Raw genomic sequence first — 26,520 nt, forward strand, 5'->3', positions numbered from 1 at the left:
TCCTATTTTGGTGAAAAATAAATTGCTATGAGTCGAAATTTGTACATCGTTCCGCATGATTTAACGGAGGTGGGAAACACTGCTTTGGATTATGCGCTCTTCCTTGGAAGGCACGTGAAAACGGACATCATGTTGCTACATCTGGTCGACAATCAGGCAAAAATCGCCACTATCGAAGCCAAACTGTGGGACATTGTTAAAAACAAGTCCATTCCGGAAAGCGTGGAAATGTTTGTACTGGTTACGGTAGGCGATATTTTTACCGACATCAATAAAATTGCAACCCGTGAACACGCGCAGCTGATCCTGATGGGAACACACGGAGCAAAAGGCTTCCAGAAATTGACCGGAAGTTTTGCAATGAAGGTCATTACCAGTTGCGATATTCCGTTTATTGTGGTGCAGAAGGAAACCAAACACCAGGAAATCAAAAACATTGTGGTTCCGATCGATTTGACAAAAGAGAGTTTGCAGATTGTGAGTTCCGCAGGAGATTTGGCACGTATTTTTGACGCAACGGTTCACGTAATCGGTGAAAAGCATACGGACGAAGGGCTTTCACAGCAAACCAAAAACCGCGTCTTGCTGATCCGCAATAAATACGATGAAAAAGGCGCGAAATGTGAAGTAAACCTGCTTCCTTCCAGTGGTGGTTATGCCAAAAAGGTGATGAACTATGTGAAAGAACAAAAAATTGACATCATTGCCATTGCATATCACTCCGAAAGTCTGCTTCCTCAATTCGACAACTTCGCGCAATCATTGATTACCAATGAAATGAAGTTACCGTGTATGATTATCGCGGCGAAACAATCCGGTAATTTGTATTTCTAAAAGTATTGGACAGTAGCAGATACAGCTCAACTGTTTTACAGATTGAGTATTTTTCGCCTGCGGATGAATCGTTCGTCGGAGAAATTGATCTTTACGCATATGATCTGGCAACAATCAACGCATTTTGTCCTCCGGAAATAGCCGATGATCCTCACTATTGTAACGGTACTTTTATTGAAAAGGAATCATTCTCGTTGCTTCAGGAATACATCGATGAGTTGAAGTCTTTTGTTTATGAGGAGTATATCTACAACATCATCACCCGCGGTATTTACTAGTTTTCACGGATTACTTGACTTTTTTCATAGGAAACCGCTCTTTGGCGAATTTTCCTTTCTGAATTCCTGAAATTTCAGCAATCGTTGAATCTCCTTTGTGTTCGTAACGAATCATTGTCGGGAAATCGTGTTTCGGATTTTCAAACACCATCAGGTTGTCTTCCTGTTTGGTCATGGTAAACACCACCGGCTTCGCCTCATTCTGATCCGGAATGGTAATGACGCACTGAAGTGTTTTGCCGGTTTCTTCGAGGGAAGAATGTTCTTTGAACACCGTGTCTTTTCCCAAAACGATAAACGTTTCTGCGGTGTAGGCATTGTTGCCGTTCTTTACCCAGGTTTCAGATAAATTTCCTTCTTTGGAGTTGTTTTCCCATCTTCCGAGCAACCATTCTGCTCTTTCCAACCTGCTTTTCTCTTTTTCTTTCGAAGTGGGCGTCACGGTGTCGTTTTGGCAGGAATAAAGCGCTGCCGTAGCAAGTACAAATATGGGTAGTACATTTTTCATAGATCGGAATTTGAATACTAAAATGCGAATAAAATGTGAGAATTCGTGCAGGAAGCCGGAAACGCAAGGTCGATCTTATTTTTCATTACATTTTTAAGTATCCATTTACAATGCTACCTTTGTTTCGTGGAATTAGGAGTTTATAATGAATTGCGCCTCGACCGGTTTACAAGTCCGGGGGCTTATCTCGAAGATGAAGAAGGAAACGACGTGTTGCTTCCTACCAAGTATGTGGATCCGTCTTTTCAGATCGATGACCTGGTAAAAGTGTTTTTGTACAAAGATTCGGAAGGGCGCATCATTGCTACAACGCTGACTCCGAAAGTTCTGGTGAACCAGTTTGCATTCCTGAAAATTGCCGAAGTAAACCAGTTCGGAGCTTTTGCAGAATGGGGTGTTGAAAAACACCTGTTGATTCCGTTCCGCGAACAACCGAAACCTCTGGAAGAAGGCAAAAGCTATTTCATCTACATGTATATCGACGAAGCTACCCAGCGATTAGTGGGAACTTCCCGCATCGGGATGTATATCAAACCGGTTGTGGATGAAGTACAAGAAAACGACGCGGTAGATTTAATGGTCTGGGAATTCACCGATTTGGGACTGAAAGTGCTGGTGAACAATCAATTCCAGGGATTGATTTTTAAAAACGACCTGCACCGAAGAGTCCGTATGGGAGAAACCCTGAAAGGATTCGTGAAGAAAGTTCGTCCGGACGGGAAGCTGGATATCGTGTTACAGCCAGCCGGTTATGATAAAATCGATACATTGGCACGGAAACTCCTGGCAATGCTTCATGACAACGATGGTTTCCTGGATTTAACGGATAAATCCGATCCGGAAGAAATTCAATACCGCACCGGCTGGTCTAAAAAAGTATTCAAGCAAGTGGTTGGAAACCTCTACAAACAACGTTTGATCAGCCTGCATGAAAATGGAATTACGTTAATTGAGGGATAAAGGTTGGCTTCTACTCCGCTCAGTCAACCCAAAACGATTATATAACAGGTCACTGAGCGGAGTCGAAGTACCTGTTATATCGAAAACAACTCCTTAAACTTAATCGCTTGTCTGCGGGAAATTTCGATTTTCTCACCTTCGCGGATTTCCTCTCCGGTCGACGTTTTAATAATCACGGGTTTTAGTTCCACTTGCAGCCCGCCATTGAACCAGTTTTCCACTTTCTGTACCCAGTTCAGGTTGATGATGTATTTGCGGTTCGCACGAAAGAAATGCTGTGGTTCCAGGCGTTCTTCCAGGCTGTTTAAGGATCTTAAAATCAATGGTCTGCTTTTCTCGAAGTAAACCTTTACGTAATTACCGTCGCTTTCGAAAATACGCACTTTGTCCAGGGAAATGAAAAAGCACTTCTCCCCGTCTTTGATGAAAATAGAATCCGAAATAGTCAGCGGACGCGAAGAACGGTCAATCTTGGGAGCCTTTGCCGTAGATTGAAAATCTGCTTCCGGGTTGTTTAAGAGCTTTTTAACCGTTTCGTCCAGTCTGGCTGGGTCAACCGGTTTTAAAACATAATCCAGCGCATTGACTTCGAATGCTTTCAGTGCAAAATCATCGAAGGCAGTAACGAACACCACCTGCGGGATTTCATCCAGTTTTTTCAACATGTCGAAACCGGTCATTCCCGGCATTTGAATATCGAGGAAAATCAGATCTGGCTTCAAAGCCTTGATTTTCTCAATTCCCTCTTCCGGGTTTTTCGCCTCGTCAATGATCTCGATTTCGTGATAATCCTTCAACAATTTCTTTAACTCTTCACGTGCAAGTCTTTCATCATCAATGATTATTGTTCTCATGTTTCTTTAATTTCAATTATAGCTATAACCGTATTTGGGGTGTTTTGTCTTAAATTAAATTTAGCCTTTCCGCGATACTGAAGCTCCAGTCTTCGCAGCGTGTTGGAAACGCCGATTCCCATCGAATCTTTTTTACTGGACTGCAATGTTCCGGTGTTTTCAACTTCCAGCAGAATAACCTGATCTGTCTTTTTTGCACGAACCCAGACAGTGCCTCCATTGATCAGCTGCCCGATTCCATGTTTGAGCGCGTTTTCAATCAAGGTTTGAAGAATAAACGGCGGAATGAGAATATTATTGACTTGTTTGTCAATTTCCAGTACCACGTTCAAACGTTCTTCGAAACGTACCTTTTCCAAATCCAGGTAATCCTGAACAATCAGCAATTCTTCTTCCAGTGGAACCAATTGCTCACTACCGATAATCAGTGATTTACGAAGCAGGTTGGATAGTTTGGTAATGTTTTCCTGTGCCCTGTATGGTTCAATATCAATCAGTGCACGAATGGAATTCAGGGAGTTGAACAAAAAATGCGGATTCAATTGAGAACGCAGGTTCTTCAATTCCATTTCGTTGTGGCTTGCCGTTAGTTGCAGGTTGTTCACTTCCTGCTCCTTGGAACGTCTGAAAAAGTGAAACGTAAAATAAACACCGTTCCACAAAATGAAGAAAATCAGGGTGGCAGAACATTCCAATGAGAATTCCAGGAAGGAAAACTTGAAGGGAATAGGTTCTCTGGAGTTGATATTCAGGAGAAAATGTGACGTCAGGTTATTCAAAAACGCCATGATTCCGGCCACAACCAGTGAAGTGATCAGGATGCGGGAAATCAGGTTGGTGAGACGCATATTCAGCCATCCCATCCGGATAAAAAAGTAACGCATTAAGTGCGTCAGCGTAATTCCGAAAACAAAGAAACAGCCTGTCGAAATCAGCATCATTTTCAACTCAATCTTTTGATTGGAGAAAGTAGATGCCGAAAAAATCAGCAGCGAAAGTAAAGCCCAACCACCGATCTGGGCTAACCAATAAGTCTTTCTGGCTTTAAACATAAAACCAAAGATAACCGAAATACGATGCGAAAAACGCTTATTTGGAATAAACGGCAGTTAACCGTGGTGATCGGACATATTTCAGGAAAACAAGCGATTTCGGTCTGAAAATTGTACATTCGTTTTCGATGAACCGGATCCTTTTATTACTCTTCATTTGTGCCTGTAAACCAGTGTCTGCCCAAAACAGGTGGATTCCTCATGCAGGAGTCAAAGCAACACTTTTGATTGCGTTCGGATCACATCAAAACACTTTTGGAGTCAAGCTGGATTCATACGTCGGAAATCAATACCTGCAGGTTAATGCCGGGCTGACCTCGCGTTATTTTTTGACCAATCTCGGAAACCGGCGGAATTTCGGAGAGCTACGCATCAGCACGGGGGCGGTGGTAATGTTTGGAAGACCGGATAACCCGGTCAACATGGACTGGGATGGAACCTTGCATCAAAGCACCTCTTCCTACTCGATTGGTTATGCACATTACTGGTATCTTGACCGGATCGGAACCTCGCAGCGATCCGGCGCGTGGAACCTTGGAATCAAACGCGTCGACATTCTGCTTGAAAACGATGTGTTTGCCGGACAAGCCAAAGACCGTTTCCGTACCGGAGCGTTGGTGTTTTCATACCGCGACAGTTTGTATAAAGCCAGTTTGGGACTTACTATCTGGACCGGAGAAACCGGCGGAACGGTTTGGGACAGAACGCCGCGACCGGATGCGCCGAACGGAATCCGGGATTTGACCTCTAAACCTTATGGAAAACTGAATCATGGCATGTTGTACGGAGAAATGAAATACCGCTTCACAGGAATGCAGGTTGCGGGTGGCCGCGTGGGCTGGGATAGCGAACAAATCCGGCATATCTTCCAGAACAAAATCAGTCACGATCTGATCTTTTTCCCGAAAAGCATGAAACGGAACACCCCGCACTATCCGCGCCTGGACGACAACGGGAACAACGTTTATTCACGGAAAGAAGCGCGAAAACCGCTGTTTTACTTCCAAACTTTCCTGAATGACGGGCTTCCTTATTAAAAACGTCATTTCATCGTTAAAAGTGTTTTTTGAAACCTGTTCTTTGTCGCTTGTAATGTAGGCAGGCATTAATACCGGATTATCACAACCAGTTATTATTACCCTGAAAAATCACCTCTCCATGAGATAACTTTGTTCAACCAATATTCACTTAAAAACAATAAGTTATGTCAAATTTTACTGTAAAATTCGCTGTTTACGGAGCATTAAATGGCGGAAATGAAAACCAAACACAAGCAATTGATGTGTCCAAGTCATTGCAAATGGCACTTGATAGCAGCGATGGAATCGTTACGATTAATAACAAGACGTTCGGAACTGATCCGAGTAAAGGCAATTCCAAACATTTCGGTGCACAGGTAACTGTTAATGGAGCAGATCACTTCTTTGCCTGTCTGGAAGGTCAAACAATCGACTTTTATCATTCCATTCCTCCAACATCGAATTAAATGATGCCGAAACAACGGTTAACGCACCGGTAATCAATCAAAAACGTATATATCATAAAAGAGAGGGGCGAATCTGCTTCTCTCTTCATATTTTATGACAATTGGTTTTGTACCAGCGTTCAGGCAATCCTTTTAAAATCCTCCACGCCCCGATAACTACCGGAATTCTCAATTCCAGGTTCTGTTCACCGATATTTTTATCGCATATGAATGGAGAAATCAGCACTTCACCTTTATTTCTGAAAAAGCGCATAGAACATTCGTGTTTATTCATTTATTTGATGTAATTTTGCGCCCCGTAGTTACAATTTTTATATATGTCCAATTCAACAAAATACGTATTTGTAACCGGGGGAGTAACATCATCCTTGGGTAAGGGAATTATCTCAGCTTCTTTGGCGAAATTGCTTCAGGCACGCGGTTACTCTACGACGATCCAGAAATTAGATCCATACATTAACATCGATCCGGGAACATTGAACCCGTATGAACACGGAGAATGTTTCGTGACGGATGATGGAGCTGAAACCGACCTGGATCTGGGACATTACGAACGTTTCTTAAATGTGCCTACTTCACAGGCAAACAACGTAACTACCGGACGCATTTACCAAAGTGTTATCGATAAAGAGCGTAAAGGAGAGTACCTGGGGAAAACGGTTCAGATCATTCCGCACATTACAGACGAAATCAAAGAGCGCATTCAAATTCTGGGGAAAACCGGGAAATTTGATATTGTGATTACCGAAATCGGTGGAACAGTCGGTGATATTGAATCCCTTCCGTTTGTGGAAGCAGTGCGTCAGATGATGTGGGAATTTGAAAAAGACTGTCTGGTGGTTCACCTGACATTGATTCCGTATTTATCTGCTGCCGGAGAGTTAAAAACAAAGCCAACACAACACTCAGTTAAACAGTTACTGGAGCTTGGAGTTCAGCCGGATATTCTATGTTGCCGTACGGAGCATGAACTGGATTTGACAATCCGTAAGAAGATTGCGAAATTCTGTAACGTGAGCATGAATGCAGTAATCGAGTCGCGCGATGCTGAATCGATCTACGACGTGCCGCTTTTGATGCAGGCAGAGGAATTGGATAAGGTCGTATTGGAAAAACTCGGACTGCCTTCTAAAAATTCCCCGGAATTGTCTAAATGGAAAGAATTCCTGACACGTTTGAAAAACCCGACCAAAGAAGTAAACATCGGTTTGGTTGGGAAATACGTCGAATTGAAAGATTCTTACAAATCCATTTCCGAAGCATTCATTCACGGAGGCGTTGCCAATGAAGCACGTGTGAACGTGAAATGGATTCACTCCGAGTCATTGACCAAACAAAACATTGAGTCCGAACTGGCCGGATTGGATGGAATCCTGGTTGCACCGGGATTCGGTTCCAGAGGAATCAGCGGAAAAATTGAAGCGGTGCGTTACGCCCGTGAAAACAAAGTACCTTTCTTCGGAATTTGCCTGGGAATGCAGTGTGCGGTGATTGAATTCGCGAGACACGTCCTGGGTTACGAAGACGCACATACAACAGAAATTGCAGAAGATTCCAAATACCCGGTGATTTCGATGATGGCAGAACAAAAAAGCATTTCAAACATGGGCGGAACCATGCGTTTGGGGGCTTACAAATGTCAGTTGAAACCGAACACGAAAGTTGCTACTGCATACAATACCGAATCGATTGAGGAAAGACACCGTCACCGGTACGAATTCAACAACGAATACCTGGATGCTTTTGAAAAAGCAGGAATGATTGCAACTGGTAAAAACCCGGAAACAGGATTGGTGGAAGTAGTTGAAATCCCTGGGCATCCATGGTTTGTAGGAGCACAGTATCACCCGGAGTACAAAAGTACGGTAGATAATCCGCACCCGTTGTTTGTTGCTTTTGTGAAAGCTGCGATTGAGAATCAGAAATCAGTTGAGAACTGATTGATAAACATAAAAAACACCGCTTCGGATGAATCAGCACAGCTGGTTGTTCAGGCAACTAAATAAAATAATAAACGCGAATGGATAGGAATACAGTCATTGGTCTTACGCTTATTGGTGCTTTATTGGTAGTGTTTACATACATGAGCCAGCCAAGTGAAAAAGAGGTCAAAGCACAAAAAGAAAAAGAGCAAAAAGAATTAGCGGAGCAAGCTAAAAAGGAAGCGGATTCGATTGAAAAAGCCGACAAAAACAAGCCGGTTCTGGTACCTAAAAAAGATAAAGAAGGAAACCAGATGAAGGACGAGAAAGGTCGTTTGGTTTACATCAATCAAAAAACGAAGCAGGATACTGCAATCGTTGCGCGTGCAAAGGTTCCTTCCAATGTATTGACGAAAGGAGAAACTTTCCGCCTGGAGTCTGAGAAACTGATTGTAGACTTTTCCACGAAAGGAGGAATTGTTTCTGCCGTTCAGTTGAAAGAATACGAATCGTATGTCAACTTTGCGAAAAAAGACGGGAAACTGACTCCGCTTTACTTATTCAAGGACGGTGATCAAAAAAACCAGTTGATTTTCAATATTGACGGAAAGAAGTATGCAACCGGGAACAAAGCGTTCGAAATGGTCTCCAAATCGAAAAACAAAATCGTGTTCAGACATGAGGTTGCGGGTGGTTCCATTGATTTCATTTATACACTGAAAGGTGGATATGATTTAGGGTACACGATCCAGTTGAAAGATTTGTCCGGAAACATCCTTCCTAATTCCGTATTGCTGGATTGGCAGATGGAAATGTTGCGTTCGGAAAGATTGCTTTCAGAGCAGCGCAAGGTTTCTACCATTTGTTACCAGTCTACAGCAGGAAAGCTGGATTGGAACAGTGAAGTAGCAGAAGCATACAAAACGGCTGAAGCGGATATGAAATGGGTGGCTTACAAACAAAGCTACTTCTCCTCTATCCTGGATGCTGATAACGGTTTCAAAGCAACCGGAACCAAGTTCACTTCTACGAATTACAAGGAAGGTTCAGAAAAATACTTTACACACATTCGTAAGTACCAGTCGAAACTGAACCTGGGATTGACGTCCGTGAAGGACGGCACGGTAAGCTTCAGCTGGTATTTCGGTCCGAATGACTACCATACACTGGCAGCATACGACAAAGATTACGATGATATCCTGAACCTGGGTTGGGGGTTATTCCGTTGGATTAACTTGTATGCGGTACAGCCTGTATTTGAATTCCTGATGAACTTCGGTCTGAATGCGGGAATCGCGATTTTGCTTTTGACAATCATCCTGAAAGTGGTGTTGATGCCAATTCAGTGGAAAATGTTCGTTTCTTCTGCTAAAATGAGAATCCTCAAGCCGCAGATTGACGAAATCAACGCGAAATATCCGAAGAAAGAAGATGCGATGAAAAAGCAGATGGATATGATGGCGCTCTACCGTGCTTCAGGGGCTTCTCCGTTGGCAGGTTGTGTACCAATGCTAATCCAGATGCCGATTTTGCTGGCGGTATTCCGTTTCTTCCCGGCAACATTTACCCTGAGACAAAAAGGATTCCTTTGGGCAGAAGATTTATCATCTTTCGATTCTATCTGGGATTTCGGAACGTATATTCCGCTGTATGGTAACCACATGTCGTTGTTTACCTTGTTGATGGCCGGAACAACCTTGTTGTATACGCATTTGAACTCGTCTAACATGACACAGCAGCAACAGCCGGGAATGCCGAACATGAAAGTGATCATGTACTTCTTCCCTGTGATGATGATTTTCTTCTTCAACAACTACTCTTCCGGTTTGAGTTATTATTACTTCATCTCTACCTTGATGACCATCATCCTGATGTTTGTGATCAAGAAATTCTTCGTAGATGAAGATAAACTGAAAGCGAAAATGGCAGAAGCACAAACAAACTCTGCTAAGAAGGCAACCAGCCCGAAGAAAAAATCCAGCTTCATGCAGCGTTTGGAAGACCTGCAGAAACAACAGCAGGAACAAGCAAAAAACAGAACGAAAAAGAAATAACACTAAAAAGGCGGGATACTGAATCCCGCCTTTTTAGTTGAAGTAAGAATATAAAAAAACTCCCGGTGATCAAACGCCGGGAGTTTTTTGTGTTTTATACTGCTTGTCGGCTGAGCGGAGTCAATGCCACAAGTTGTACAGGTTATCTTCTCATACCGCCCATACCGCCGCGGAAGCCTCCTCCGCCTCCACCACCGCCCATTGGTCGGCTGTTCATCATCGGACGGTCCGGAATGTTTTGTCTGAATACCGGAGCATTTTGACGCGGTTCCATTTGAATTCGACCCGGATTTTGTTGTATCGGCTGTTGCTGTGGCATTCGTTCAATCTGACGCTGCGGTTGTTGTTGTGGTTGCTGCTGAATCATACCCGGATCTCGTCTGACAGGGTCTGCCGTACGCGGACTGCTGGTATTGAATCCGCCGTTCGGATTCGTACCGTTAGTTCCGCTATTGATCATACCATCACCACGGTTGATAGGTCTCGGGACCTCGCGAACCACCGCTCCCTGTTGTCCCGCAGGACTCGTTGTTGTTGAAGGTCGGACAACTTCGTTTCTCACACCTTCATTCCGTACCATTGGTCTGACATTCGTATTGATAGTTCCGTTCTGATTTGCGGTCGGGTTGTTTCCCCTTCCGTTTCCTGCATTCGCAGATTGATTGCTGGTATTTCTGTTTTTATAAGCCGTGCGTTGAGGCTCGTATCTGCTTTTCACGTAAGCACTGTTGGTATACCCGTTTTTATAAATCTGGTGTGCGTAAGGAACCTGGTAATAGGTCGTGTACTGACACCATCCGTGGTATGGATAAACCCGTTGATAATAGACGTTCCAGTAGAGTGGTCTCCACGGATACCACCAGGATGGATAATAATCCCAGTAGTATGGAGAGTACCACGGACTGTACCAGGGATCATAAATGTATTGAACGCAGGGCCAGCCCCAAACGTTTACGAAGATAACGGCAGCCGGAGCATTGTAAGCATCCGGGCCTGTTTTTTTAACCGGCATGTCCTGAACCGGTTCCATGATTTTCTCATCTCCATACAGTGTTTCGTTCCCGATAATTTGCAATTGAGCTTCTGAAGCGGAACGTTTTTCGATGACAATCGCAGCGACATCCTGGGATTCTTTGTTGTTTACAGGAACCTGCAGCATAATGGCATGGTTGTCTCCCTCTTTCTTGTCGATCACACGGATGTAGTCAATTTGATTATCCCCGTTTAAATCCAGGTTGTTCACCGCATTGGATTCGGTGTTCAGTTTTTTTTCAAACTCTTCTAACGTGGAAGATTGCTTAAAAAGCTGGAGAGCTCCCTGCAAATCAAAGTTGTCTCCAGGCATTCCCGTACTGTCGGAATCCTGAGCGAATGTGTTGAATGATAACCCTGTTACCATGATCAACCCCAAATAAATCAACTTTTTCATAACTGGTGTTTTAACGCTTATACAAGTTACAAAACCTGTACCAAGCTTACCAGTCATTAACGATTATTGTGATAGTTGTATTCTAAGCCTGTCCATCCGAGTTTCGAATGAGGTACGAGTGAAGAAGTATCGAGGATAAGGCGAAACTCCTACAAGTCCGCGCCTCGATACTTTTCAATTTCATTGAAAAACTCGACAGGACATGAGACTACTTATCCCGCAACTGAATGAAATCCTGTATTTTATCGTTTTCAATCAGTACGGCCAGGTTATACTGAACCAGCTTCCACTCTTTGCCTGATTTTACCAATACACCGCTTCCACGACAATCCTTCATCCAGGTGTTGATTGTTTCGTCAAACCAGGCCGTTTTTCCGTCTTTTGAAATTTCAATGTGGCGTTCTATTTTGCGAAAATCCCATGCTTTTCCCTTGTCGAAATACGGTTTACAGAAAGCACTGAATTGCTCTTTGTTCCATCTTTCGGAAGGATCCGTACCCAGGAAAATGAAATTATCGGCCATCACGCCAAAATAGTTGGCGTAGTTTGCTTCTGCAGCAGCTTTGTGCCAGTTGTCAATTAACAGATCGATGGTTTCTGTTTCAGATACTTTCACTTTCGGTGCAGTGAACCCGGAGATAAACCAGAAACCCACCAAAACGACAAAGAGGAATGTGTGTTTTTTCATAAGCAAAAAAAATACCGCCCCAACTCATAAAGCGGGACGGTATGCAATATACGTGATTCTTGAATTACTTCTTCACTTTAGCCTGGCACATTTTTACTGCGGCAGCTACGTCGATTACAGCTCCTGTCGTAGACAATTTCCCGAAATCAACGGACTCTCCTGTTCCCGGAGAAGGGATCATGGTTCCTTTGTATTGTTTTGCAGATGCCAGCATGATGTCTTTGATTTCTTTCATAGACAAGCTTGGGAAGTAAGATTTCAACAACGCAGCAACTCCCGTAACCATCGGTGCAGCCATGGAAGTTCCCTGGAGGATTTTGTAATCACTTTGTGGAATGGTGTTGTAAATCTCGTATCCTGGTGCAAAAACATTTACCTGACGGGAGCTGAAGTTAGAGAAATCAGCTGCCAGATGTTTTTTATCTCGTGTGGAAGCTCCTACACATACGTACATGTCCAATGGTTTTGTCTGGAATGAGTATTCGTTTGTAGGGAAGTTCGGATTATCGTCCAGGTTCACACCGTCGTTTCCTGCTGCGTGGATCAGCAAAACTCCTTTTGAATCTGCGTAAGCCATCGCTTCGTATACTTCTTTCTGATGCTTGGAATATGCTTTTCCGAATGACATATTGATTACAGAAGCACCGTTGTCAACCGCATAGCGGATGGCCATTGCCACATCTTTATCCTGCTCATCTCCGTCCGGAACGGCACGAATAGACATCAATTTAATGTTTTCGGCAACACCGTCACCACCCAGTTCGTTGTGTCTTACCGCTCCGATAATACCACCTACGTGAGTTCCGTGCAAGGCATCCGGTCCTTCTACGTCGTTGTTTCCGTAACGTGTATCATTGAAATCGTCCGGGTTGTCTCCGATAAACTGACGATCGTTGTATTCCATGTTCAACTGGTAATCGGCACTTGCACGGAAATGATCCAACGCTTCTTTGATATTTTCTTCTGTCAGCTGTCCGCTTGCGATGTACACACCGATCTGCTTCAACTGCATATCCTGCTGTGATTCAGGTTTCATCTTCTGAACGTCTTCTTCCGTGAAGTTTTCTCCCAGTCTTTCAACCAATTTCGCCTTCAGTGCAGGAAGCATCTGCTCCAATTGTTTGTATTGCTCCAAAGCCTGCAGGTTTTGGTTGCGCTCCTCTTCGATGTCTTTCAGCAACTGCTTGTACTTGGTATAATCCGATCTGTCTGCACTGGAAATATCTGATTCGGATTTCCCGTTGAATTTCGCATGTAAATCTGCACAGATCCGCGTTTTTTCCAAACGCGCATAGTTTTGGTTTTCTCCGTTCGGGCTTCCCAGGAAGTTCCATCCATGGACATCATCGATATAACCGTTGTTGTCATCATCAATTCCATTGTTTGGAATCTCGTCTTCATTCGTCCAGATTTTCCCCTGTAAGTCTTTGTGCTCGATGTCGATTCCCGAGTCAATGACAGCTACAATAACGGTGGTTGATTTTTGTTTTTTCAGTGTAGAATAAGCTTTTTCAGTATTCATTCCCGGAGTCGGGCCGTTATACCAGTTCTTGATTTCTTCTACTTTCTGACCATAAATAAAATTCATTACACCTAAGGAAAATAAGGCCAATGACAATGTGATGATTCTCTTCTTCATGTCTATCTAAGTTCTTTTTTTAAGAGGAATATAGTTCCATTTAAACAAATATCTTAATTTGCATAAGATAATTGTTACCATACTTTATTAAAGGTTAAAAAAAATGTTCATAGGAAATCTACGACAACAAGCGGTGAAGGTAAGTAAAATATTACGGATAGCCGGATTAATTTTGTTCTGTTCACTGACAAGTCTTGCCCAGGTCGATAATTTCAAATTCAGAAAGCTGCTGGCCGAACAGCCGGATGTCCCGATGGCTTTTGCAGTGACGAACTCCGGAAACCTGGATCGTTTACTGGCAACGAAAGAAATTTCGGTCAAACAAGTTACCCGCGAGTGGATTTACATCCAGGCGAAACCAATTTGGATTGAGCAAGCCATGAAGTCTCAGGTCATTCAATCTTTTTACCTGGAGTTTTCGCTTCCGAAAGCACTCAATGATTCTACGCTGGTAAAACACTATGTAAAACCGGTTCACCAGGGATTAGGTGGTTTGCAGATTCCGTATACCGGGAAAGATGTGATTGTGGGGTTTGTAGACCAGGGATTGGATTATAACCACGGTGATTTCAAGGACCAGAACGGAAATACCCGTGTGCTTTACTACTGGGATCACACCTTGCCTTATGATGCTGTTCGTACGCCGCAACCATACGGATACGGCCAGGTTTGGGATGCAAATGATATCCAGTCCGGAAACTGCGGAAGTATGGAAGAATCTTCAGCTCACGGTACATCGGTAACCGGAGCGGGAGTTTCAAACGGCCTGGCAAACGGACAAGAAAAAGGAATGGCTCCGGATGCAAAAATCATCGTAATCGAAACGAATTTCAATTTACCGAACTGGACACTGACAGTTGCGGATGCCTGTGATTTTATCTTTCAAAAAGCAAATGAACTCGGACTTCCCGCTGTTGTGAATCTTTCAGTAGGTTCGTATTTGGGAAGTCACGACGGAACGGATCCTGCCGCTGTATTGATGGATAATTTGCTGGATGCACAAACGGGACGCATTATTGTTTGTGCTGCCGGAAATTCCGGTTCATGGGGGAAATACCACGTACACGGAGATATCGACACCGATACTTCTTTTGTCTGGGTGAAACCAAACCCGGGAAGCCAGTTGGGAGCGAATACGGTTTACCTGGATCTTTGGACGGATTTAACGGATGCCGGCTGGAACTATGCCATCGCAGCGAATAAAGGAAGTGGTAATTTCCAACAGCGTGCACAAACCATTTATCGAGCAGCAAATTCGGGACTCGGAACTGTTATCCGCGACACGTTATGGAACGGAAGCAACCGGATTGCAACGATGGAGATTTACCCGGAAATTGTAGGGTCAAACCTGCACATCGAATTTTATCTGAATCATGTAGATTCTACAAGTTACCTCTATGCATTGAAAACAACAGGTTCGGGGCAATACGATGCCTGGAGCGGGTCGGAATCCATTTCCCTGAACGATATGCTGACAACCGGGCTTCCTTCTGCGGGAATTTACCCGAATATTCAGCACTACCACATGCCTGATTCCCTTCAAACGATCGTTTCTTCCTGGAACTGTTCGCCGAAGGTGGTGACCGTCGGAAATATCCGTAACCGCTATAGTCATATTGATAAAAACGGAAATGTGTACTTACCGAATCCCCCGAACTATACGGCGGTGGGTCAGTTAACTCCTGCCTCAGCAAAAGGACCTACCAGACACGGGGTGATCAAACCGGATGTTTCTGCTTGTGGTGACGTTTCTTTGAGTGCAGGACCTTTCTGGTTATTGAACGATCCGGGCTACAACGCGGCGGTCGATATTGACGGGTTGCATGTGAGAAACGGTGGTACTTCGATGGCTTCTCCGGTGGTTGCCGGAATTGCGGCACTTTACCTGGAAAAATGTACGAAAGGAAATTATCAAAGTTTCCTGGATGCCATTCACAGTACTGCTTTCACAGATGCATTTACGGGAACTATTCCGAACAATGCGTATGGCTATGGGAAAATCCATGCATTGAACATGATGCTGCAATCCAATTTCACGACGACCATTACGGCTGCTTCACCGTTCTGTCCCGGAGACAGCGCGTTCTCTACGGCTTCGGTTCCATACACCATTCGTTGGATGAATGGAAGTACGTCGTACAATTCGGCATTAACGACTTCCGGGGATGCTTATTTCATCGCGTATGACCAGCACGGATGTAAGTCGTATTCCGATACGATTCCGGTTGTAGCGCTCTCTGCCCCACCCGCTCCGGTGATTTATGTCAACGGAACATTGCTTTCTACCGATCCGTACCCGAGTTTGCAGTGGTATGAAAACGGAACAGCGATTCCGGGAGCAACGAATGCGAGTTACACGATTACATTGCCTTCATCTTCCTATTTCACCGTTGCGCGGACAAGCACAGACGGTTGCGAAGTCTTCTCCGAGCCGTATAATCCTTCATTGGGAATCGAAGAGCTGGCAAACCAGATCAACGTTTATCCGAACCCGACACAAGGAACGGTAAATATCGATGCGTCGGTTCCGGTGAGTGATGTACTTGTTTTGGATGTACAGGGAAGAACCGTTAAAAAGGTAACGGATGGAAAGCACGAAGTTTCTGTTTCTGAGCTTGAATCGGGCACTTATTATTTAGTTATTCACACGGATGTTCAATACTTTCAGGTGAAAATTGTGAAGAATTAAAAAGAAGCAGTATTTTTGGCTCAAATAAATTAATCGAATGAATTTAACAGGTATCATTGCTATTTCAGGAAAGTCGGGACTTTATAGAGTTTTGGCTCAAGGTAAAAACAACATCATTGTAGAATCTTTGGAGGACAAAAAACGCGTTCCTGCATATGCTTCCGACCGAATTTCCGCGCTGGATGATATTTCTATCTATACCTATGATGAGGACAAACCGTTAAAAGAGATTTTCATTTCGATTTTTGAAAAAGAAGGTGGAAAAGAAGCGATTTCTCACAAAGAAGACCAGAGCAAACTGAAAAACTATTTGTTGGAGATCTTGCCTGAATTCGACCAGGAACGTGTTTATGCTTCAGATATCAAGAAAATTTTCCAGTGGTACAACTTGTTGTTGAAAGCGGGAGCTTTGGTGATGGAAGAAGAAAAAGAAACGGTTGCTGAAGAAGCTCCTGCAAAAGAGAAAAAAGCAACTAAAACTGCTGCAAAGAAAGAAGCTGATGATGCTTCGGAAGAACCTGCCAAGGAGAAAAAAGCAGCGCCGGCTAAAAAAGCTGCTGCACCGAAAGCGGCGGCTAAAACAGCAGCAAAAACTCCTGCTGCAAAGGCTCCGGCTAAGGCATCTGCAAAAGCGACAAGTGCTAAGAAAGTGGCTGCACCTAAAACAGGTTCGTCAAGAGGGAAATAAGAGAAAGCACTGCTTTCGATGAAGACAAGCGTTAGTGCAGTCATAATATTTTGTAAAAAGTCGGGGTGAAAAAATTTTCGCCCCGACTTTTTTTATTTTTGTGTTTATGAGAAAATTTGTAGCTCCCGACTTCACTTGCGAAAGTTGGAATTCTGTAGAATCGTACCTTTTGGATCTCCAAAACCGTGATATTTCGAGTAAAGAATCGTTCAAGCAATGGCTCCTGGACAAAAGTGAATTGGAAGCTGTTCTGGAAGAGAACATGGCCTGGCGTTATATCAAAATGACGATCAATACACTGGATGAGAAACTAACCGAATCTTACCAGTTTTTTGTGACCGAAATTCAGCCGAACCTGGCTCCATATGAAGATTCCCTGAATCAGAAAATGATGAGTTCCGGGTGGATTTCCGAACTTGAGAAAGAAGAAGCTTACGCGATATATTTCCGTGGTGTGCGAACAGCCCTTGAATTGTTCCGCGAAGAAAACATTCCGATTGAAACCGAATTAAATACGCTTTCACAGCAATACGGAGCAATTTCCGGAAAACAGCAGATTACTTACAAAGGTGAGCAATTGACCATGCCACAGGCCGCAAATTTCCTGAAAAACACGGATGAATCGGTTCGAAAGGAAGTGTTTGAACTGATTGCGAACCGGCGCTTGGAAGACCGCGAAACATTGGATGAATTGTTCGGTAAATTGGTTGTTCTCCGTGATCAGCTGGCTAAAAACGCCGGATGTGCGGATTTCAGAGAATACAAATTCAAGGCACTTGGCCGTTTTGACTATACGGTGGAAGATTGTTTGGCTTTCCACGATGCTATTGAGCAGATGATTGTTCCGATTGCCAAACAAATTACCGAAAAGAAATGTGCCAAATTGGGCAAAGCGAAACTGAAACCATGGGATTCGGAAGTAGATCCGGACGGCTTGGATCCATTAAAACCATTCCAAACCGGAAGCGATTTGATTGATAAATCGATTGCTATTTTCGGAAAATTGGACCCTTTCTTCGGTTCATGTTTGAAAACGATGAAAGAAGAAGGGTATGTGGACCTGGAATCCAAAACAGGAAAAGCTCCGGGAGGATACAATTATCCGTTGTATGAATCCGGAATTCCGTTTATTTTCATGAATGCAGCCGGTGCGCAGCGCGATTTATCGACCATGGTTCACGAGGGCGGACATGCCGTGCATTCGTTCCTGAGCCGTGATTTGGAACTGACCGGGTTTAAATCCCTTCCTTCCGAAGTAGCGGAATTGGCTTCCATGTCGATGGAATTGCTGACAATGGATTTATGGTCTGAGTTTTACTCGGATTCCAATGATTTGAAACGCGCCAAACTGGAGCAGGTTGAATCGATCGTAAAAGTATTGCCGTGGATTGCACAGATTGATGCATTCCAGCATTGGATTTACACACACCCTACTCATACAACTGACGAGCGCACACAGGAGTGGCTTCGATTGAGTCAGCGTTTCGGTACCGGATTGGTTGATTACACAGGTTACGAAGCCGTTTTAGAAAGTTCCTGGCACAAACAACTGCATTTGTTCGAAGTTCCGTTCTATTACATTGAATACGGAATTGCCCAGCTGGGAGCTTTGGGAGTTTGGACCAATTACCGTAAAGATGCTCCGAAAGCATTGGAAGATTACAAGAACGCCTTGTCTTTGGGATATACGAAATCGATTCCGGAAATCTACAAAACGGCTGGTTTATCGTTTGATTTCTCAAAGGAAACACTTGGCAAAATCGGTGTAACACTCCAGGAATACATTCAAAATCTGAATTAAAGCAATCACTGCTTCAGGTAGCTAATTAACACCGGTTAACAATGTGAAATGGAAAAAGTCCGTATATTAAAACATGTTTAACTGTTAAAAAAGTAATGATGAATTGGAAAATAGTGATCGGAGCATGTGCGTTGGGTTTCTTCTTAGTTACTTCTTGTGCTTCCAAAGAGAGTCATCGAGAGGTGAAATTTGTGGTGGATAAAACAGATGAGACAACTCAACTGACAGTCCAGGAAACGAAAGACGGGGTGACAACAACCAAGGCATATTCCGGAAAAGAAGCGAACAATAAAATCAAGGAGTATTTGAATGATGCAGACGAAGCGATTAAACAAGCCGCGAAGGATGCAGAAGAAAAACTGGAGAAAGCCGGTGAAGAAATCGAAAAAGCAGCGAAAAAAACTGGCGATAAAATAGAAGAAGGCGTTGATAAAGCGGGCGAAAAAGTAAAGGAAGCCTGGGATGATACCAAAGAAGGTGTCAAAAAAGCCAATGAAAAAGTGAACAAATAGGTCGAACAGACCTGTCCATATGAAAGAAGGCTCCGGCCTTCTTTTTTTATGCTCCTATTACCCTTCTCAGGTCACTGATTTGGGATTCCCACAGCCGCACGATCTCATCTTTCTCTGTTCTTTCGGCAAAATCCGAAACAGTTAGGATAACCACTTTGGTCATCGGATCAATCGTGTATTTCATTTCGAAGAATGTTTCCAGTTCGTCTTCCTCGTCATGCAGCCACTGCCACTTGATAGACTCCCCTGCTTTCTTGGAGATTAAACGCGCATGTTCTTCACTTCCATCCCAATGGAACGTGTACACATCATTTTTTACGATTACGTCATCCGCAAACCATTCACTGAGACCATCAGGGGTGGATAACAACTTATCCAGAACCTTTGGTGAGGTTTTTAGTACATATTCTAACTCGAATGGTTCCTTTTTTGTCATAGTAGTTTAATAATGTTAACTTCGCGCCGAAAAATCATTTTCGAAATATACACATTTCTTTTCATGGCATTAGTACATTCATTTGAAAAAAACGGAAACAAGCTCTTCAAATACAGAGGTCAAATTCCGGTAATTTTATTCCTTTTGGCAGTTCCTGTAATTTACTTCACAGACGTCCAGTGTATTATGGATGATGACCGTTGGTTTTACATCTGTACAGGTATTGCCATTGCGATGTCCGTTTTGGGTCAGGTGATCCGTGCTATTGCAATCGGAACGAGTAACAAGAATACGTCGGGAAGAAATACGCAGGAGCAAGTTGCAGAAGCTTTGAATACGAAAGGAATTTACTCAACGGTGCGTCACCCGCTTTACCTGGGGAATTATTTCATGTGGATCGGTATCGTTTGTTTTACATTCAATATTTACTTCATTGTTATCGTGAGCTTGTTGTTCTGGATCTATTACGAGCGCATTATGTTTGCAGAAGAGCGTTTCCTGGAACGTAAATTCGGTGATGCTTATGTGAACTGGTCGAACTCTGTTCCGGCATTCTGGCCGAGCAGGAAGAACTATGTAAAAGGAACGATTCCTTTTTCCATGAAGACCATCCTGAGAAGAGAATACTCCGGAATTTCCGCAACTGTTCTGGGCTTCGTTTTTGTAGCCGGAGTACGCGAATTTTTCATGACAAAAACGATTGCAAACCCATTAATCTACATTTATTGGATCGCAGGTGCAATTTTATTTAGCCTGATTTTCAAGTTTCTAAAACATAAAACAAAAGTTTTATACGAAGAAGACCGCTCATAGGCTTGCACAGAAGAAAAAAGTAACTATCTTTGCACCGCCTTTCAGGAATAGGCAAGGATTTGGCGAGATAGCTCAGTTGGTTAGAGCGCAGGATTCATAACCCTGAGGTCCCGAGTTCAACTCTCGGTCTCGCTACAAAAAGCCCAGTTTTATACTGGGCTTTTTTATTTCTATGTTTTCTGAATCCTGACATATATTAGCTGGAAGCAAAGATTAAAGCTTAATTTTCGTGATCTGCAATGAAACATGCCCAAAAGTGCATCTGAATCCAGAATACCTCCTGTGAATTCAATCCTTTACCACCAAATCATACCGGGATAGCAGCCCAAGCAATCCTGCATGTGAGAAAACAGCTTTCTTGATCCTGTTTCGTTCCGGGTTGATTTCGAAATTCACGGCAGTACTGAAATCTACTTTTTCCAGGTTACTCCGGTCAAAAATGGTTCGGGTCAAATCACAGTTCACAAATTTGGATTCGGAAAGGTCGCATTCCGAAAAATCCACCTCTTTCAGGATGGTATTGGTGAAAACGGTCTTCTTCATGCGCTTCGAATGGAAAGTCGCGTAGTCGATATGACAATCGGTGAATTTAACGGAGAAGAGAAACTCGTTACAGGCGCTAAAATCTACTCCAACAATCTTACAATCCTTCAAGTGAACATCCTTCAAACCGGAATGTTTCAGGATTGTCAGCGAAAAATTACACGCTTCAAATTCACAATCCACAAAATCGATGTTGCTGAAATTTGCCTTGGTGAAATCACAATCCACAAACCGGCAGTCACTGAATTCGTTATTGATTAATTGCTTGTTGACGTAATTAACCTTGTTGAAGGTCTTTCCTTCGTGAAGTTTGATGCTCATTTTTCTCGTGTATCTGACAAAGGTAAAAAATGAAAGCTCACCTGATTTTACATAAATGATCCTCTGATTTTATTTTTAAAAAGCAAGGTCAGTTTCCTCGCGGATACTGGTATACTTTAGTATATTGGTATTTTTTGGAAACTATTCTGATTACCTTTGTCAAAAAACACATACGATGAATTTAATAGACACATTGAACTGGCGATACGCCGTGAAACGCATGACATCTGAGAAAGTATCAGAGGAAAAAGTAACCGAAATTTTGGAAGCAATTAACCTGACTGCGACCTCTGCCGGCATGCAGCCATTTAGAGTGATTGCAATTTCCAACCCGGAGATCAAAAACAAACTTAGAGCAGCTTCATTTAATCCACAAGTCGGAGAATCGTCTCACTTATTGGTTTTTGCTTCTTACACACACGTGTCACAAACACACGTAGATGAGTACATTTCACTGGTTGCAAAAACACGTGGTATTCCGGAAGAAAGCCTCAACGATTTTAAGGAGAAATTATCCGGTTTCGCGAGCATGCCGGAAGAGTTTGTTAAAAACTGGGCTGCACGTCAGGCATACATCGCATTGGGAACTGCCATTGTTGCAGCTGCGAACTTAAAAGTAGACAGTACACCGATGGAAGGTTTTGACAATGCAGCTTTTGACGAAATCCTGGGACTGAAAGAAAAAGGCTTGCAATCTGTAGTGATTCTGGCATTGGGCTACCGTGATGAAGAAGCGGATTTCCTTGCTAAAGCGAAAAAAGTACGGATCCCGTTGGATGAATTGGTTGTGACTTTGAATTAAGCAGATAACCAACCCGAATAGATTAGAGAGCCTTCATTTGAGGGCTTTTTTTGTTTTAATACACACATCATTCCGTTGTGTAACCAGCGGGATTTGCGGCAACATGTTTAAAACGGTGAATACAGCAATTCGTTTGGTTTGAAATAGATATAACCATTTGGAAGATCCAGGACGATATCAAAACGCTTCAAAAAGTTATTCCCAAAGAAACCCGCCATTTTCTCCGTTGCGTCAATTCCTTCACTGGCAGAGGAAAGATTCATGGGAATAGCATAAAAGGACTTCTCCCCGATGTTCAGTTCCGGAGCAAGCACAATGGCCATTTCATACTGGGAACCATCTGACCCCTGGAACGAAGCGGTAGCAATTTGTTCGGTCTTCTCTTTGAACTTATTTTTCTTTTCGTAGGGAGAAGCAATCGTCAACGCATCATTTGCCCCGGAATCCAATCCAAACAAGCCTTTGTATGTTTTTCCCTTCACTACGATCGAACAGGAAATAGCGGGATAGGAATCAACGAAGTGAATTTTGAGTTTGTCGTATGAACTCAGGTCTATTTTGGAAGTTCCCGGTTCATAGAATTTCATTACCCGCCGGTTGTAATCAATTTCAATGAGGTGTTTGTTCATCAGGTTGGTGCCGAAAACGCCATCGAAATCAGTTGTTCCGAAAGGAATCAACATCAATGGAACCTGGTTCTTCACGATTCCGCCGAATGAAATCCGGTTGTTTGCACTGGTGGGTACTTCGTTTGATCCGTTTGAACCCTCATTGACAGATTTACCGTCGATTTGAAGGGAGAGCTTTTTCCCTGATTCGGTATTGATCACCGAACTGTTTGCTCCGGTATCGAAGAGAAAACGTACGCTGTCCGTGTTATTGACTTTACAATAGATATAAATGCAGTTGTTTTCCAGCGTAAACGGTACAATCGACTGAGAAAACAGAACCCCGGTAAACCAAGTGCTTGCAAGAATCAAGAAATACTTCATGCGTGTTGTTTGATGATTTGCGCCAATTGATTTGCAGGAACTACGCCGGATTGTCTCCAGACCACTTTTCCCTGTTTGAAGAGAATCAATGTAGGGACACTGCGAATCTGGTATTTGCTCGCTGCATGCGGATTTTTATCGACATCCACTTTCAGCACTGAAGCCGTATTTCCCAGTTTGGATTTCAGATCATCCAGGATGGGTTTCATCGTTTGACAAGGTCCGCACCAGGTTGCAAAAAAGTCGACCAAAACAGGTTTATCAGCATTGATTATTTCGGAAAATGAAGCCATGTGTGATTTTTAGATTAAAGTTACCACTTCAACCCGAAATCACCGTAAAATCAAGGAATTCCTTAACGTTATTTGTGTTTTGAAATAAACCTAAACATCGTCAATCTGCTGCACGGATGTCGTAATCTGATCAACGGTCTGCATCAGGATCCATTTCACATTTTGATTTACAACTTTTTTGGTGTTTTTCGGGTCTGGTCTTTTCCCGATAACCCTCTCGTTCCAAACCAATTGATTTTTGGATCCGTTGTAATGCAGAATCGGAATATTCCCCGCTTCAAAATCTTCCCGGATCAACTGGTTGATTTGTTTCACCCTGTAAAGCGTATATCCCTTCTCGTAAAGAGATTTCACCACGTCGAATTCTGCGGATTTGACACTTCCGTTCAGCCCCTTTTCGCTTTGGTGTCTTTTATGGCCGCGGTAACTGCGCATACAACTTTTGAAATCATTTGTACCGATAGGAACCACCCGAACCTGATCCGTTGAAAGAATGGCGGATGTCGTATCGTTTTGGATTCCCTTTCGGTTGACCCGAATAAGATTTACCAGGTGCGCAATTCCCCGTTTTAAATCTGCTTCATACGTTCCGCCGGCTTTGACATCTTTTTTCCGGATTTTCCCGATATATTTATCGAACCCGGGATTGCCGTTTTCATCTTTTTCCAGGTTTTTCCAGTTTTGTTCTTCCTGTGCCGTATAAAAGGCATTGTTGGATAATTTCTGATCGATTGCAGAAATATGTTCAAAAACTCCCATTTGCAGCTCGTTGGACCGGAAATCCCTTGTTGTCATTACGCTTGTAAGGAAGGATGTTTCCCCATCAATAATGTTGGGGCCATTGGCTGCAGCCATGATGTTTTCATAATGCAGGTCATTGACTCCGAATAGCTTTGCTGCAACGGCGAGCTGCCCCATTTTAAAGTAATAATCCTGGATTTCGCCGGTTGTTTTTAAGCGTTGCTGCTGAATGAATTCGACATACGATCCTTTCGTTTTGGATGTATGAAATTTCATCGTTGGCAAATTGGCTCCTTTTTTATTGAGTTTCGCAAAGGCTCCGTTTTCCGTATCCAGCAATGCTTTGTCGGGAGCTACGGAACGCGGTTTGTAGACCACCTTCTGCCCTCCTGCCGATTCGATGATCACCACTTGCTCGGCTCCGTGATGCAAATCAGAACCTGTAAAGGATACTTTTTTCAAAGCACCTTTTAATCCGAATTTCTGTTGGAGGTCTTTCCAGTCTTTTTTGAGCAGCTCATCCAGGTTCAGGATGTTTCTTACCAGCTCGATGTGCCTTTTTTGAGCCAGAACCAGATCCGATTCTTGGAGGTTCTGATTGTCATATCCCGCATCAACCGATTTAACATCCGGGTGAATGGTATGTAAAATAACTTTCCGGTTGCCTTCTGAATCCATATAGGACGGAAGGAATCCAATGGTGTCAAGGTAGTATTGAATCATTTTTCCGACGTTGGAATCTTTGGTGTTCTTGCCATAGGCAAGCATCATATCCTGGTCGCCCTTGACACCAACCAGTGTAATTTTAGAAGCTATCAGGTCTAATTTTTCCTGGATGACTTTTAGTTCTTTCGAGGTTTCTTTTATTTCAGTGGATTTAATGGTTTTGTTTTTGAGTACGGCCAGCTCCTGCCCCAACGTGGTGATTTCCGGAAAGCGCGGAGCATAAGGCTGCATCTCCAGGAAAAATGCATTGACGTCTTTTTCTTTCTCAATGAGTTTGTCTTCTGCACTATTGTAGTAGAGAAAACTCATGAAGCGGTCAAATTTCACACGCTGCACCGGGTGTCCCGATTGGTTACTGACACCGGAGATCTTTTGTTCCTGATTCACGGGATGATCCGACCATTTGAACTGAACCGCTTTTGCTCCCATCACATCCGCTTCTTTTTCGAGAGATTGATCATCATTCACCGGAACCTTTTCCTGTAATTGCGTCGTTGGCTTTACCCTGCCCTGTTTTTGCTGTACCACGTGCCAGGCTTCATGCGGAAGGTGTTTTTCCTGCCCGGGAGCTACATGAATCTCGGCTCCCTGAGCGTAAGCGTGTGCCTGCAATTGAGCCGGTTTCCCGGAATTGTAATGCACTTTGACGTCATTCAGTGAATACCCGGACAAATCTTCTATTCCAGCTTTGAGTGAGTCCGGCAACCCCGTTTGATGGTCTTTTCCTGTAACGGATGTGTGTTGCGCAGCGCGATCATTGGCTGCTTTCTGAAATTGTGCAATCTGCTGCGCCTGCGGACTTCCGTCGGCGGCTTGCTGGTAATTGTGAATAGAATCTGTTTCCAAACGGGAACCGGCGAGTTGCTGGATCGGATGCTGTTGTTTCGCAGAAGATGATTTCTGTTTCCCGGTTTGTTTCCTTACCGGTTTCCCAACACGTTTATTCATGTAACTGGTTTTGGGTGTTTCCGTCGAATGTACAGCTTGTTTTTAAGCTTCACAATGAGGGATATCCCTGATTTTAACTTTTCAGGCTGTTATTTGATTTTGACGAAATATTGGTCGTCCATGATGGCATATCCCTGCCCGATTTCAATCGTATCATACGGAATAACGAGCTGTACCTCGCTTGTTTTCGGGTATTGATTGATGGTAAACCGTTGTTCCTTCATACTCATCCATCCGAAATGAAGTACATCTTTTTTAATCACCCATCTGCGAACCATGTCGCTCGACCATTTGAGGTAATTTCCGGATGAGTCATAAACGGTATACGTGCCCCGGCTGTCGTCTTTAATGGAAATGTAATGAATCCGGTTCGGGTGTTCGATGAATTTCCAGGTTCCGATGAAATTCGGATCTACAGACAATGCTTTCTCTTTCTGACAGGAAGTTCCCAATGTCGTAATCAGGACTGACAAGAGAAACAGAATCCGGTATGTTCTACTGGAATGCATGC

Annotated in this window: 26 protein-coding genes and 1 tRNA gene; 14 read left to right on the forward strand and 13 right to left on the reverse strand. The window is 43.4% G+C overall.

Going from position 1 to position 26,520, the window contains the following annotated elements:
- Nucleotides 1-27: 27 nt before the first annotated feature.
- A complete protein-coding gene (locus ABDV94_RS03825) occupies nucleotides 28-834 on the forward strand; it encodes a universal stress protein (protein ID WP_343604909.1) in 807 nt (268 codons plus the stop codon).
- A 5-nt stretch (nucleotides 835-839) separates the two neighbouring features.
- Nucleotides 840-1,112, forward strand: coding sequence for a hypothetical protein (locus ABDV94_RS03830; protein WP_343604910.1), 273 nt, complete (start codon nucleotides 840-842; stop codon nucleotides 1,110-1,112).
- A gap of 10 nt (nucleotides 1,113-1,122) precedes the next feature.
- Here the strand turns inward: ABDV94_RS03830 and ABDV94_RS03835 are convergent, their stop codons facing one another.
- The gene (locus ABDV94_RS03835; RefSeq protein ID WP_343604912.1) at nucleotides 1,123-1,620 is read right to left on the reverse strand and encodes a DUF6265 family protein; all 498 of its coding nucleotides are present in this window, start codon (nucleotides 1,618-1,620) and stop codon (nucleotides 1,123-1,125) included.
- A 126-nt stretch (nucleotides 1,621-1,746) separates the two neighbouring features.
- Between ABDV94_RS03835 and ABDV94_RS03840 the strand changes: the two genes are divergently transcribed.
- Nucleotides 1,747-2,580: a S1-like domain-containing RNA-binding protein gene (locus ABDV94_RS03840; protein WP_343604913.1), complete on the forward strand. Its 834-nt coding sequence runs from the start codon at nucleotides 1,747-1,749 to the stop codon at nucleotides 2,578-2,580.
- Nucleotides 2,581-2,654: 74 nt separating this feature from the next.
- On the opposite strand, the gene ABDV94_RS03845 is transcribed toward ABDV94_RS03840, so the two are convergent.
- Both ABDV94_RS03845 and ABDV94_RS03850 read right to left on the reverse strand, forming a co-directional pair.
- Nucleotides 2,655-3,434 (reverse strand): response regulator, encoded by a 780-nt coding sequence (locus tag ABDV94_RS03845; protein ID WP_343604914.1) that lies wholly within the window; start codon nucleotides 3,432-3,434, stop codon nucleotides 2,655-2,657.
- Nucleotides 3,431-4,486, reverse strand: coding sequence for a histidine kinase (locus ABDV94_RS03850; protein WP_343604915.1), 1,056 nt, complete (start codon nucleotides 4,484-4,486; stop codon nucleotides 3,431-3,433). Before ABDV94_RS03850 ends, ABDV94_RS03845 begins: the two co-directional genes overlap by 4 nt.
- A gap of 128 nt (nucleotides 4,487-4,614) precedes the next feature.
- On the opposite strand from ABDV94_RS03850, the gene ABDV94_RS03855 reads away from it, so the two are divergent.
- A complete protein-coding gene (locus tag ABDV94_RS03855) occupies nucleotides 4,615-5,523 on the forward strand; it encodes a polymorphic toxin type 23 domain-containing protein (RefSeq protein WP_343604916.1) in 909 nt (302 codons plus the stop codon).
- Between the two features lie 167 nt (nucleotides 5,524-5,690).
- A complete protein-coding gene (locus ABDV94_RS03860) occupies nucleotides 5,691-5,972 on the forward strand; it encodes a hypothetical protein (protein ID WP_343604918.1) in 282 nt (93 codons plus the stop codon).
- 85 nt (nucleotides 5,973-6,057) lie between these two features.
- On the opposite strand, the gene ABDV94_RS03865 is transcribed toward ABDV94_RS03860, so the two are convergent.
- The gene (locus ABDV94_RS03865) at nucleotides 6,058-6,246 is read right to left on the reverse strand and encodes a hypothetical protein (RefSeq protein ID WP_343604920.1); all 189 of its coding nucleotides are present in this window, start codon (nucleotides 6,244-6,246) and stop codon (nucleotides 6,058-6,060) included.
- 43 nt (nucleotides 6,247-6,289) lie between these two features.
- Between ABDV94_RS03865 and ABDV94_RS03870 the strand changes: the two genes are divergently transcribed.
- On the forward strand, nucleotides 6,290-7,912 hold the full coding sequence (locus ABDV94_RS03870; RefSeq protein ID WP_343604922.1) for a CTP synthase: 1,623 nt from the start codon (nucleotides 6,290-6,292) through the stop codon (nucleotides 7,910-7,912).
- A gap of 80 nt (nucleotides 7,913-7,992) precedes the next feature.
- Complete coding sequence (yidC, locus tag ABDV94_RS03875) at nucleotides 7,993-9,948, forward strand: membrane protein insertase YidC (protein ID WP_343604924.1); 1,956 nt, start codon at nucleotides 7,993-7,995, stop codon at nucleotides 9,946-9,948.
- Between the two features lie 142 nt (nucleotides 9,949-10,090).
- Here the strand turns inward: yidC and ABDV94_RS03880 are convergent, their stop codons facing one another.
- The 3 genes from ABDV94_RS03880 to ABDV94_RS03890 form a co-directional block, all read right to left on the reverse strand.
- Nucleotides 10,091-11,377 (reverse strand): hypothetical protein, encoded by a 1,287-nt coding sequence (locus tag ABDV94_RS03880; protein ID WP_343604926.1) that lies wholly within the window; start codon nucleotides 11,375-11,377, stop codon nucleotides 10,091-10,093.
- Between the two features lie 208 nt (nucleotides 11,378-11,585).
- Complete coding sequence (locus ABDV94_RS03885) at nucleotides 11,586-12,065, reverse strand: nuclear transport factor 2 family protein (protein ID WP_343604928.1); 480 nt, start codon at nucleotides 12,063-12,065, stop codon at nucleotides 11,586-11,588.
- Between the two features lie 64 nt (nucleotides 12,066-12,129).
- A complete protein-coding gene (locus tag ABDV94_RS03890; protein WP_343604930.1) occupies nucleotides 12,130-13,704 on the reverse strand; it encodes a S8 family peptidase in 1,575 nt (524 codons plus the stop codon).
- 103 nt (nucleotides 13,705-13,807) lie between these two features.
- Between ABDV94_RS03890 and ABDV94_RS03895 the strand changes: the two genes are divergently transcribed.
- From ABDV94_RS03895 to ABDV94_RS03910, 4 genes are all read left to right on the forward strand, one after another.
- Entirely contained in the window at nucleotides 13,808-16,393 is a 2,586-nt protein-coding gene (locus tag ABDV94_RS03895) for a S8/S53 family peptidase (RefSeq protein WP_343604932.1), read from the forward strand.
- A 37-nt stretch (nucleotides 16,394-16,430) separates the two neighbouring features.
- A complete protein-coding gene (locus tag ABDV94_RS03900; RefSeq protein WP_343604934.1) occupies nucleotides 16,431-17,081 on the forward strand; it encodes a DUF5606 domain-containing protein in 651 nt (216 codons plus the stop codon).
- Between the two features lie 106 nt (nucleotides 17,082-17,187).
- Entirely contained in the window at nucleotides 17,188-18,882 is a 1,695-nt protein-coding gene (locus ABDV94_RS03905; protein WP_343604936.1) for a M3 family oligoendopeptidase, read from the forward strand.
- Between the two features lie 98 nt (nucleotides 18,883-18,980).
- Complete coding sequence (locus ABDV94_RS03910) at nucleotides 18,981-19,394, forward strand: hypothetical protein (RefSeq protein WP_343604938.1); 414 nt, start codon at nucleotides 18,981-18,983, stop codon at nucleotides 19,392-19,394.
- A gap of 46 nt (nucleotides 19,395-19,440) precedes the next feature.
- Here ABDV94_RS03910 and ABDV94_RS03915 read toward each other — a convergent pair whose 3' ends face one another.
- Nucleotides 19,441-19,830, reverse strand: a complete 390-nt coding sequence (locus ABDV94_RS03915) for an START-like domain-containing protein (RefSeq protein WP_343604939.1) — start codon at nucleotides 19,828-19,830, stop codon at nucleotides 19,441-19,443.
- A 63-nt stretch (nucleotides 19,831-19,893) separates the two neighbouring features.
- Between ABDV94_RS03915 and ABDV94_RS03920 the strand changes: the two genes are divergently transcribed.
- Nucleotides 19,894-20,643, forward strand: coding sequence for an isoprenylcysteine carboxylmethyltransferase family protein (locus tag ABDV94_RS03920; protein ID WP_343604941.1), 750 nt, complete (start codon nucleotides 19,894-19,896; stop codon nucleotides 20,641-20,643).
- A 61-nt stretch (nucleotides 20,644-20,704) separates the two neighbouring features.
- Nucleotides 20,705-20,778 (forward strand) — tRNA-Met (locus tag ABDV94_RS03925).
- Nucleotides 20,779-20,931: 153 nt separating this feature from the next.
- Here the strand turns inward: ABDV94_RS03925 and ABDV94_RS03930 are convergent.
- Nucleotides 20,932-21,507 carry a pentapeptide repeat-containing protein gene (locus tag ABDV94_RS03930; RefSeq protein ID WP_343604943.1) on the reverse strand — a complete coding sequence of 192 codons (576 nt, stop codon included), beginning with the start codon at nucleotides 21,505-21,507 and terminating at the stop codon, nucleotides 20,932-20,934.
- Nucleotides 21,508-21,682: 175 nt separating this feature from the next.
- On the opposite strand from ABDV94_RS03930, the gene ABDV94_RS03935 reads away from it, so the two are divergent.
- The gene (locus tag ABDV94_RS03935; protein ID WP_343604944.1) at nucleotides 21,683-22,309 is read left to right on the forward strand and encodes an NAD(P)H-dependent oxidoreductase; all 627 of its coding nucleotides are present in this window, start codon (nucleotides 21,683-21,685) and stop codon (nucleotides 22,307-22,309) included.
- Between the two features lie 107 nt (nucleotides 22,310-22,416).
- Here ABDV94_RS03935 and ABDV94_RS03940 read toward each other — a convergent pair whose 3' ends face one another.
- From ABDV94_RS03940 to ABDV94_RS03955, 4 genes are all read right to left on the reverse strand, one after another.
- Nucleotides 22,417-23,301 (reverse strand): retropepsin-like aspartic protease, encoded by an 885-nt coding sequence (locus ABDV94_RS03940; RefSeq protein ID WP_343604945.1) that lies wholly within the window; start codon nucleotides 23,299-23,301, stop codon nucleotides 22,417-22,419.
- Nucleotides 23,298-23,594: a thioredoxin gene (gene trxA / locus ABDV94_RS03945; RefSeq protein ID WP_343604947.1), complete on the reverse strand. Its 297-nt coding sequence runs from the start codon at nucleotides 23,592-23,594 to the stop codon at nucleotides 23,298-23,300. Before trxA ends, ABDV94_RS03940 begins: the two co-directional genes overlap by 4 nt.
- A gap of 90 nt (nucleotides 23,595-23,684) precedes the next feature.
- Complete coding sequence (locus ABDV94_RS03950) at nucleotides 23,685-26,009, reverse strand: DUF4135 domain-containing protein (RefSeq protein WP_343604949.1); 2,325 nt, start codon at nucleotides 26,007-26,009, stop codon at nucleotides 23,685-23,687.
- An 89-nt stretch (nucleotides 26,010-26,098) separates the two neighbouring features.
- Entirely contained in the window at nucleotides 26,099-26,518 is a 420-nt protein-coding gene (locus tag ABDV94_RS03955) for a hypothetical protein (RefSeq protein WP_343604950.1), read from the reverse strand.
- Nucleotides 26,519-26,520: the final 2 nt, after the last annotated feature.

The sequence above is a fragment of the Fluviicola sp. genome (assembly GCF_039596355.1).
Lineage (GTDB): Bacteria > Bacteroidota > Bacteroidia > Flavobacteriales_D > Crocinitomicaceae > Fluviicola.

What these genes read in the sequence shown, in the direction of transcription:
- ABDV94_RS03825 (WP_343604909.1), top strand. Translation starts at nt 28, where the DNA reads ATGAGTCGAAATTTGTACATCGTTCCGCATGATTTAACGGAGGTGGGA.
- ABDV94_RS03835 (WP_343604912.1), bottom strand. Translation starts at nt 1,620, where the DNA reads ATGAAAAATGTACTACCCATATTTGTACTTGCTACGGCAGCGCTTTAT.
- ABDV94_RS03845 (WP_343604914.1), bottom strand. Translation starts at nt 3,434, where the DNA reads ATGAGAACAATAATCATTGATGATGAAAGACTTGCACGTGAAGAGTTA.
- ABDV94_RS03850 (WP_343604915.1), bottom strand. Translation starts at nt 4,486, where the DNA reads ATGTTTAAAGCCAGAAAGACTTATTGGTTAGCCCAGATCGGTGGTTGG.
- ABDV94_RS03855 (WP_343604916.1), top strand. Translation starts at nt 4,615, where the DNA reads ATGAACCGGATCCTTTTATTACTCTTCATTTGTGCCTGTAAACCAGTG.
- ABDV94_RS03860 (WP_343604918.1), top strand. Translation starts at nt 5,691, where the DNA reads ATGTCAAATTTTACTGTAAAATTCGCTGTTTACGGAGCATTAAATGGC.
- ABDV94_RS03865 (WP_343604920.1), bottom strand. Translation starts at nt 6,246, where the DNA reads ATGAATAAACACGAATGTTCTATGCGCTTTTTCAGAAATAAAGGTGAA.
- ABDV94_RS03870 (WP_343604922.1), top strand. Translation starts at nt 6,290, where the DNA reads ATGTCCAATTCAACAAAATACGTATTTGTAACCGGGGGAGTAACATCA.
- yidC (WP_343604924.1), top strand. Translation starts at nt 7,993, where the DNA reads ATGGATAGGAATACAGTCATTGGTCTTACGCTTATTGGTGCTTTATTG.
- ABDV94_RS03880 (WP_343604926.1), bottom strand. Translation starts at nt 11,377, where the DNA reads ATGAAAAAGTTGATTTATTTGGGGTTGATCATGGTAACAGGGTTATCA.
- ABDV94_RS03885 (WP_343604928.1), bottom strand. Translation starts at nt 12,065, where the DNA reads ATGAAAAAACACACATTCCTCTTTGTCGTTTTGGTGGGTTTCTGGTTT.
- ABDV94_RS03890 (WP_343604930.1), bottom strand. Translation starts at nt 13,704, where the DNA reads ATGAAGAAGAGAATCATCACATTGTCATTGGCCTTATTTTCCTTAGGT.
- ABDV94_RS03895 (WP_343604932.1), top strand. Translation starts at nt 13,808, where the DNA reads ATGTTCATAGGAAATCTACGACAACAAGCGGTGAAGGTAAGTAAAATA.
- ABDV94_RS03900 (WP_343604934.1), top strand. Translation starts at nt 16,431, where the DNA reads ATGAATTTAACAGGTATCATTGCTATTTCAGGAAAGTCGGGACTTTAT.
- ABDV94_RS03905 (WP_343604936.1), top strand. Translation starts at nt 17,188, where the DNA reads ATGAGAAAATTTGTAGCTCCCGACTTCACTTGCGAAAGTTGGAATTCT.
- ABDV94_RS03910 (WP_343604938.1), top strand. Translation starts at nt 18,981, where the DNA reads ATGAATTGGAAAATAGTGATCGGAGCATGTGCGTTGGGTTTCTTCTTA.
- ABDV94_RS03915 (WP_343604939.1), bottom strand. Translation starts at nt 19,830, where the DNA reads ATGACAAAAAAGGAACCATTCGAGTTAGAATATGTACTAAAAACCTCA.
- ABDV94_RS03920 (WP_343604941.1), top strand. Translation starts at nt 19,894, where the DNA reads ATGGCATTAGTACATTCATTTGAAAAAAACGGAAACAAGCTCTTCAAA.
- ABDV94_RS03930 (WP_343604943.1), bottom strand. Translation starts at nt 21,507, where the DNA reads ATGAGCATCAAACTTCACGAAGGAAAGACCTTCAACAAGGTTAATTAC.
- ABDV94_RS03935 (WP_343604944.1), top strand. Translation starts at nt 21,683, where the DNA reads ATGAATTTAATAGACACATTGAACTGGCGATACGCCGTGAAACGCATG.
- ABDV94_RS03940 (WP_343604945.1), bottom strand. Translation starts at nt 23,301, where the DNA reads ATGAAGTATTTCTTGATTCTTGCAAGCACTTGGTTTACCGGGGTTCTG.
- trxA (WP_343604947.1), bottom strand. Translation starts at nt 23,594, where the DNA reads ATGGCTTCATTTTCCGAAATAATCAATGCTGATAAACCTGTTTTGGTC.
- ABDV94_RS03950 (WP_343604949.1), bottom strand. Translation starts at nt 26,009, where the DNA reads ATGAATAAACGTGTTGGGAAACCGGTAAGGAAACAAACCGGGAAACAG.
- ABDV94_RS03955 (WP_343604950.1), bottom strand. Translation starts at nt 26,518, where the DNA reads ATGCATTCCAGTAGAACATACCGGATTCTGTTTCTCTTGTCAGTCCTG.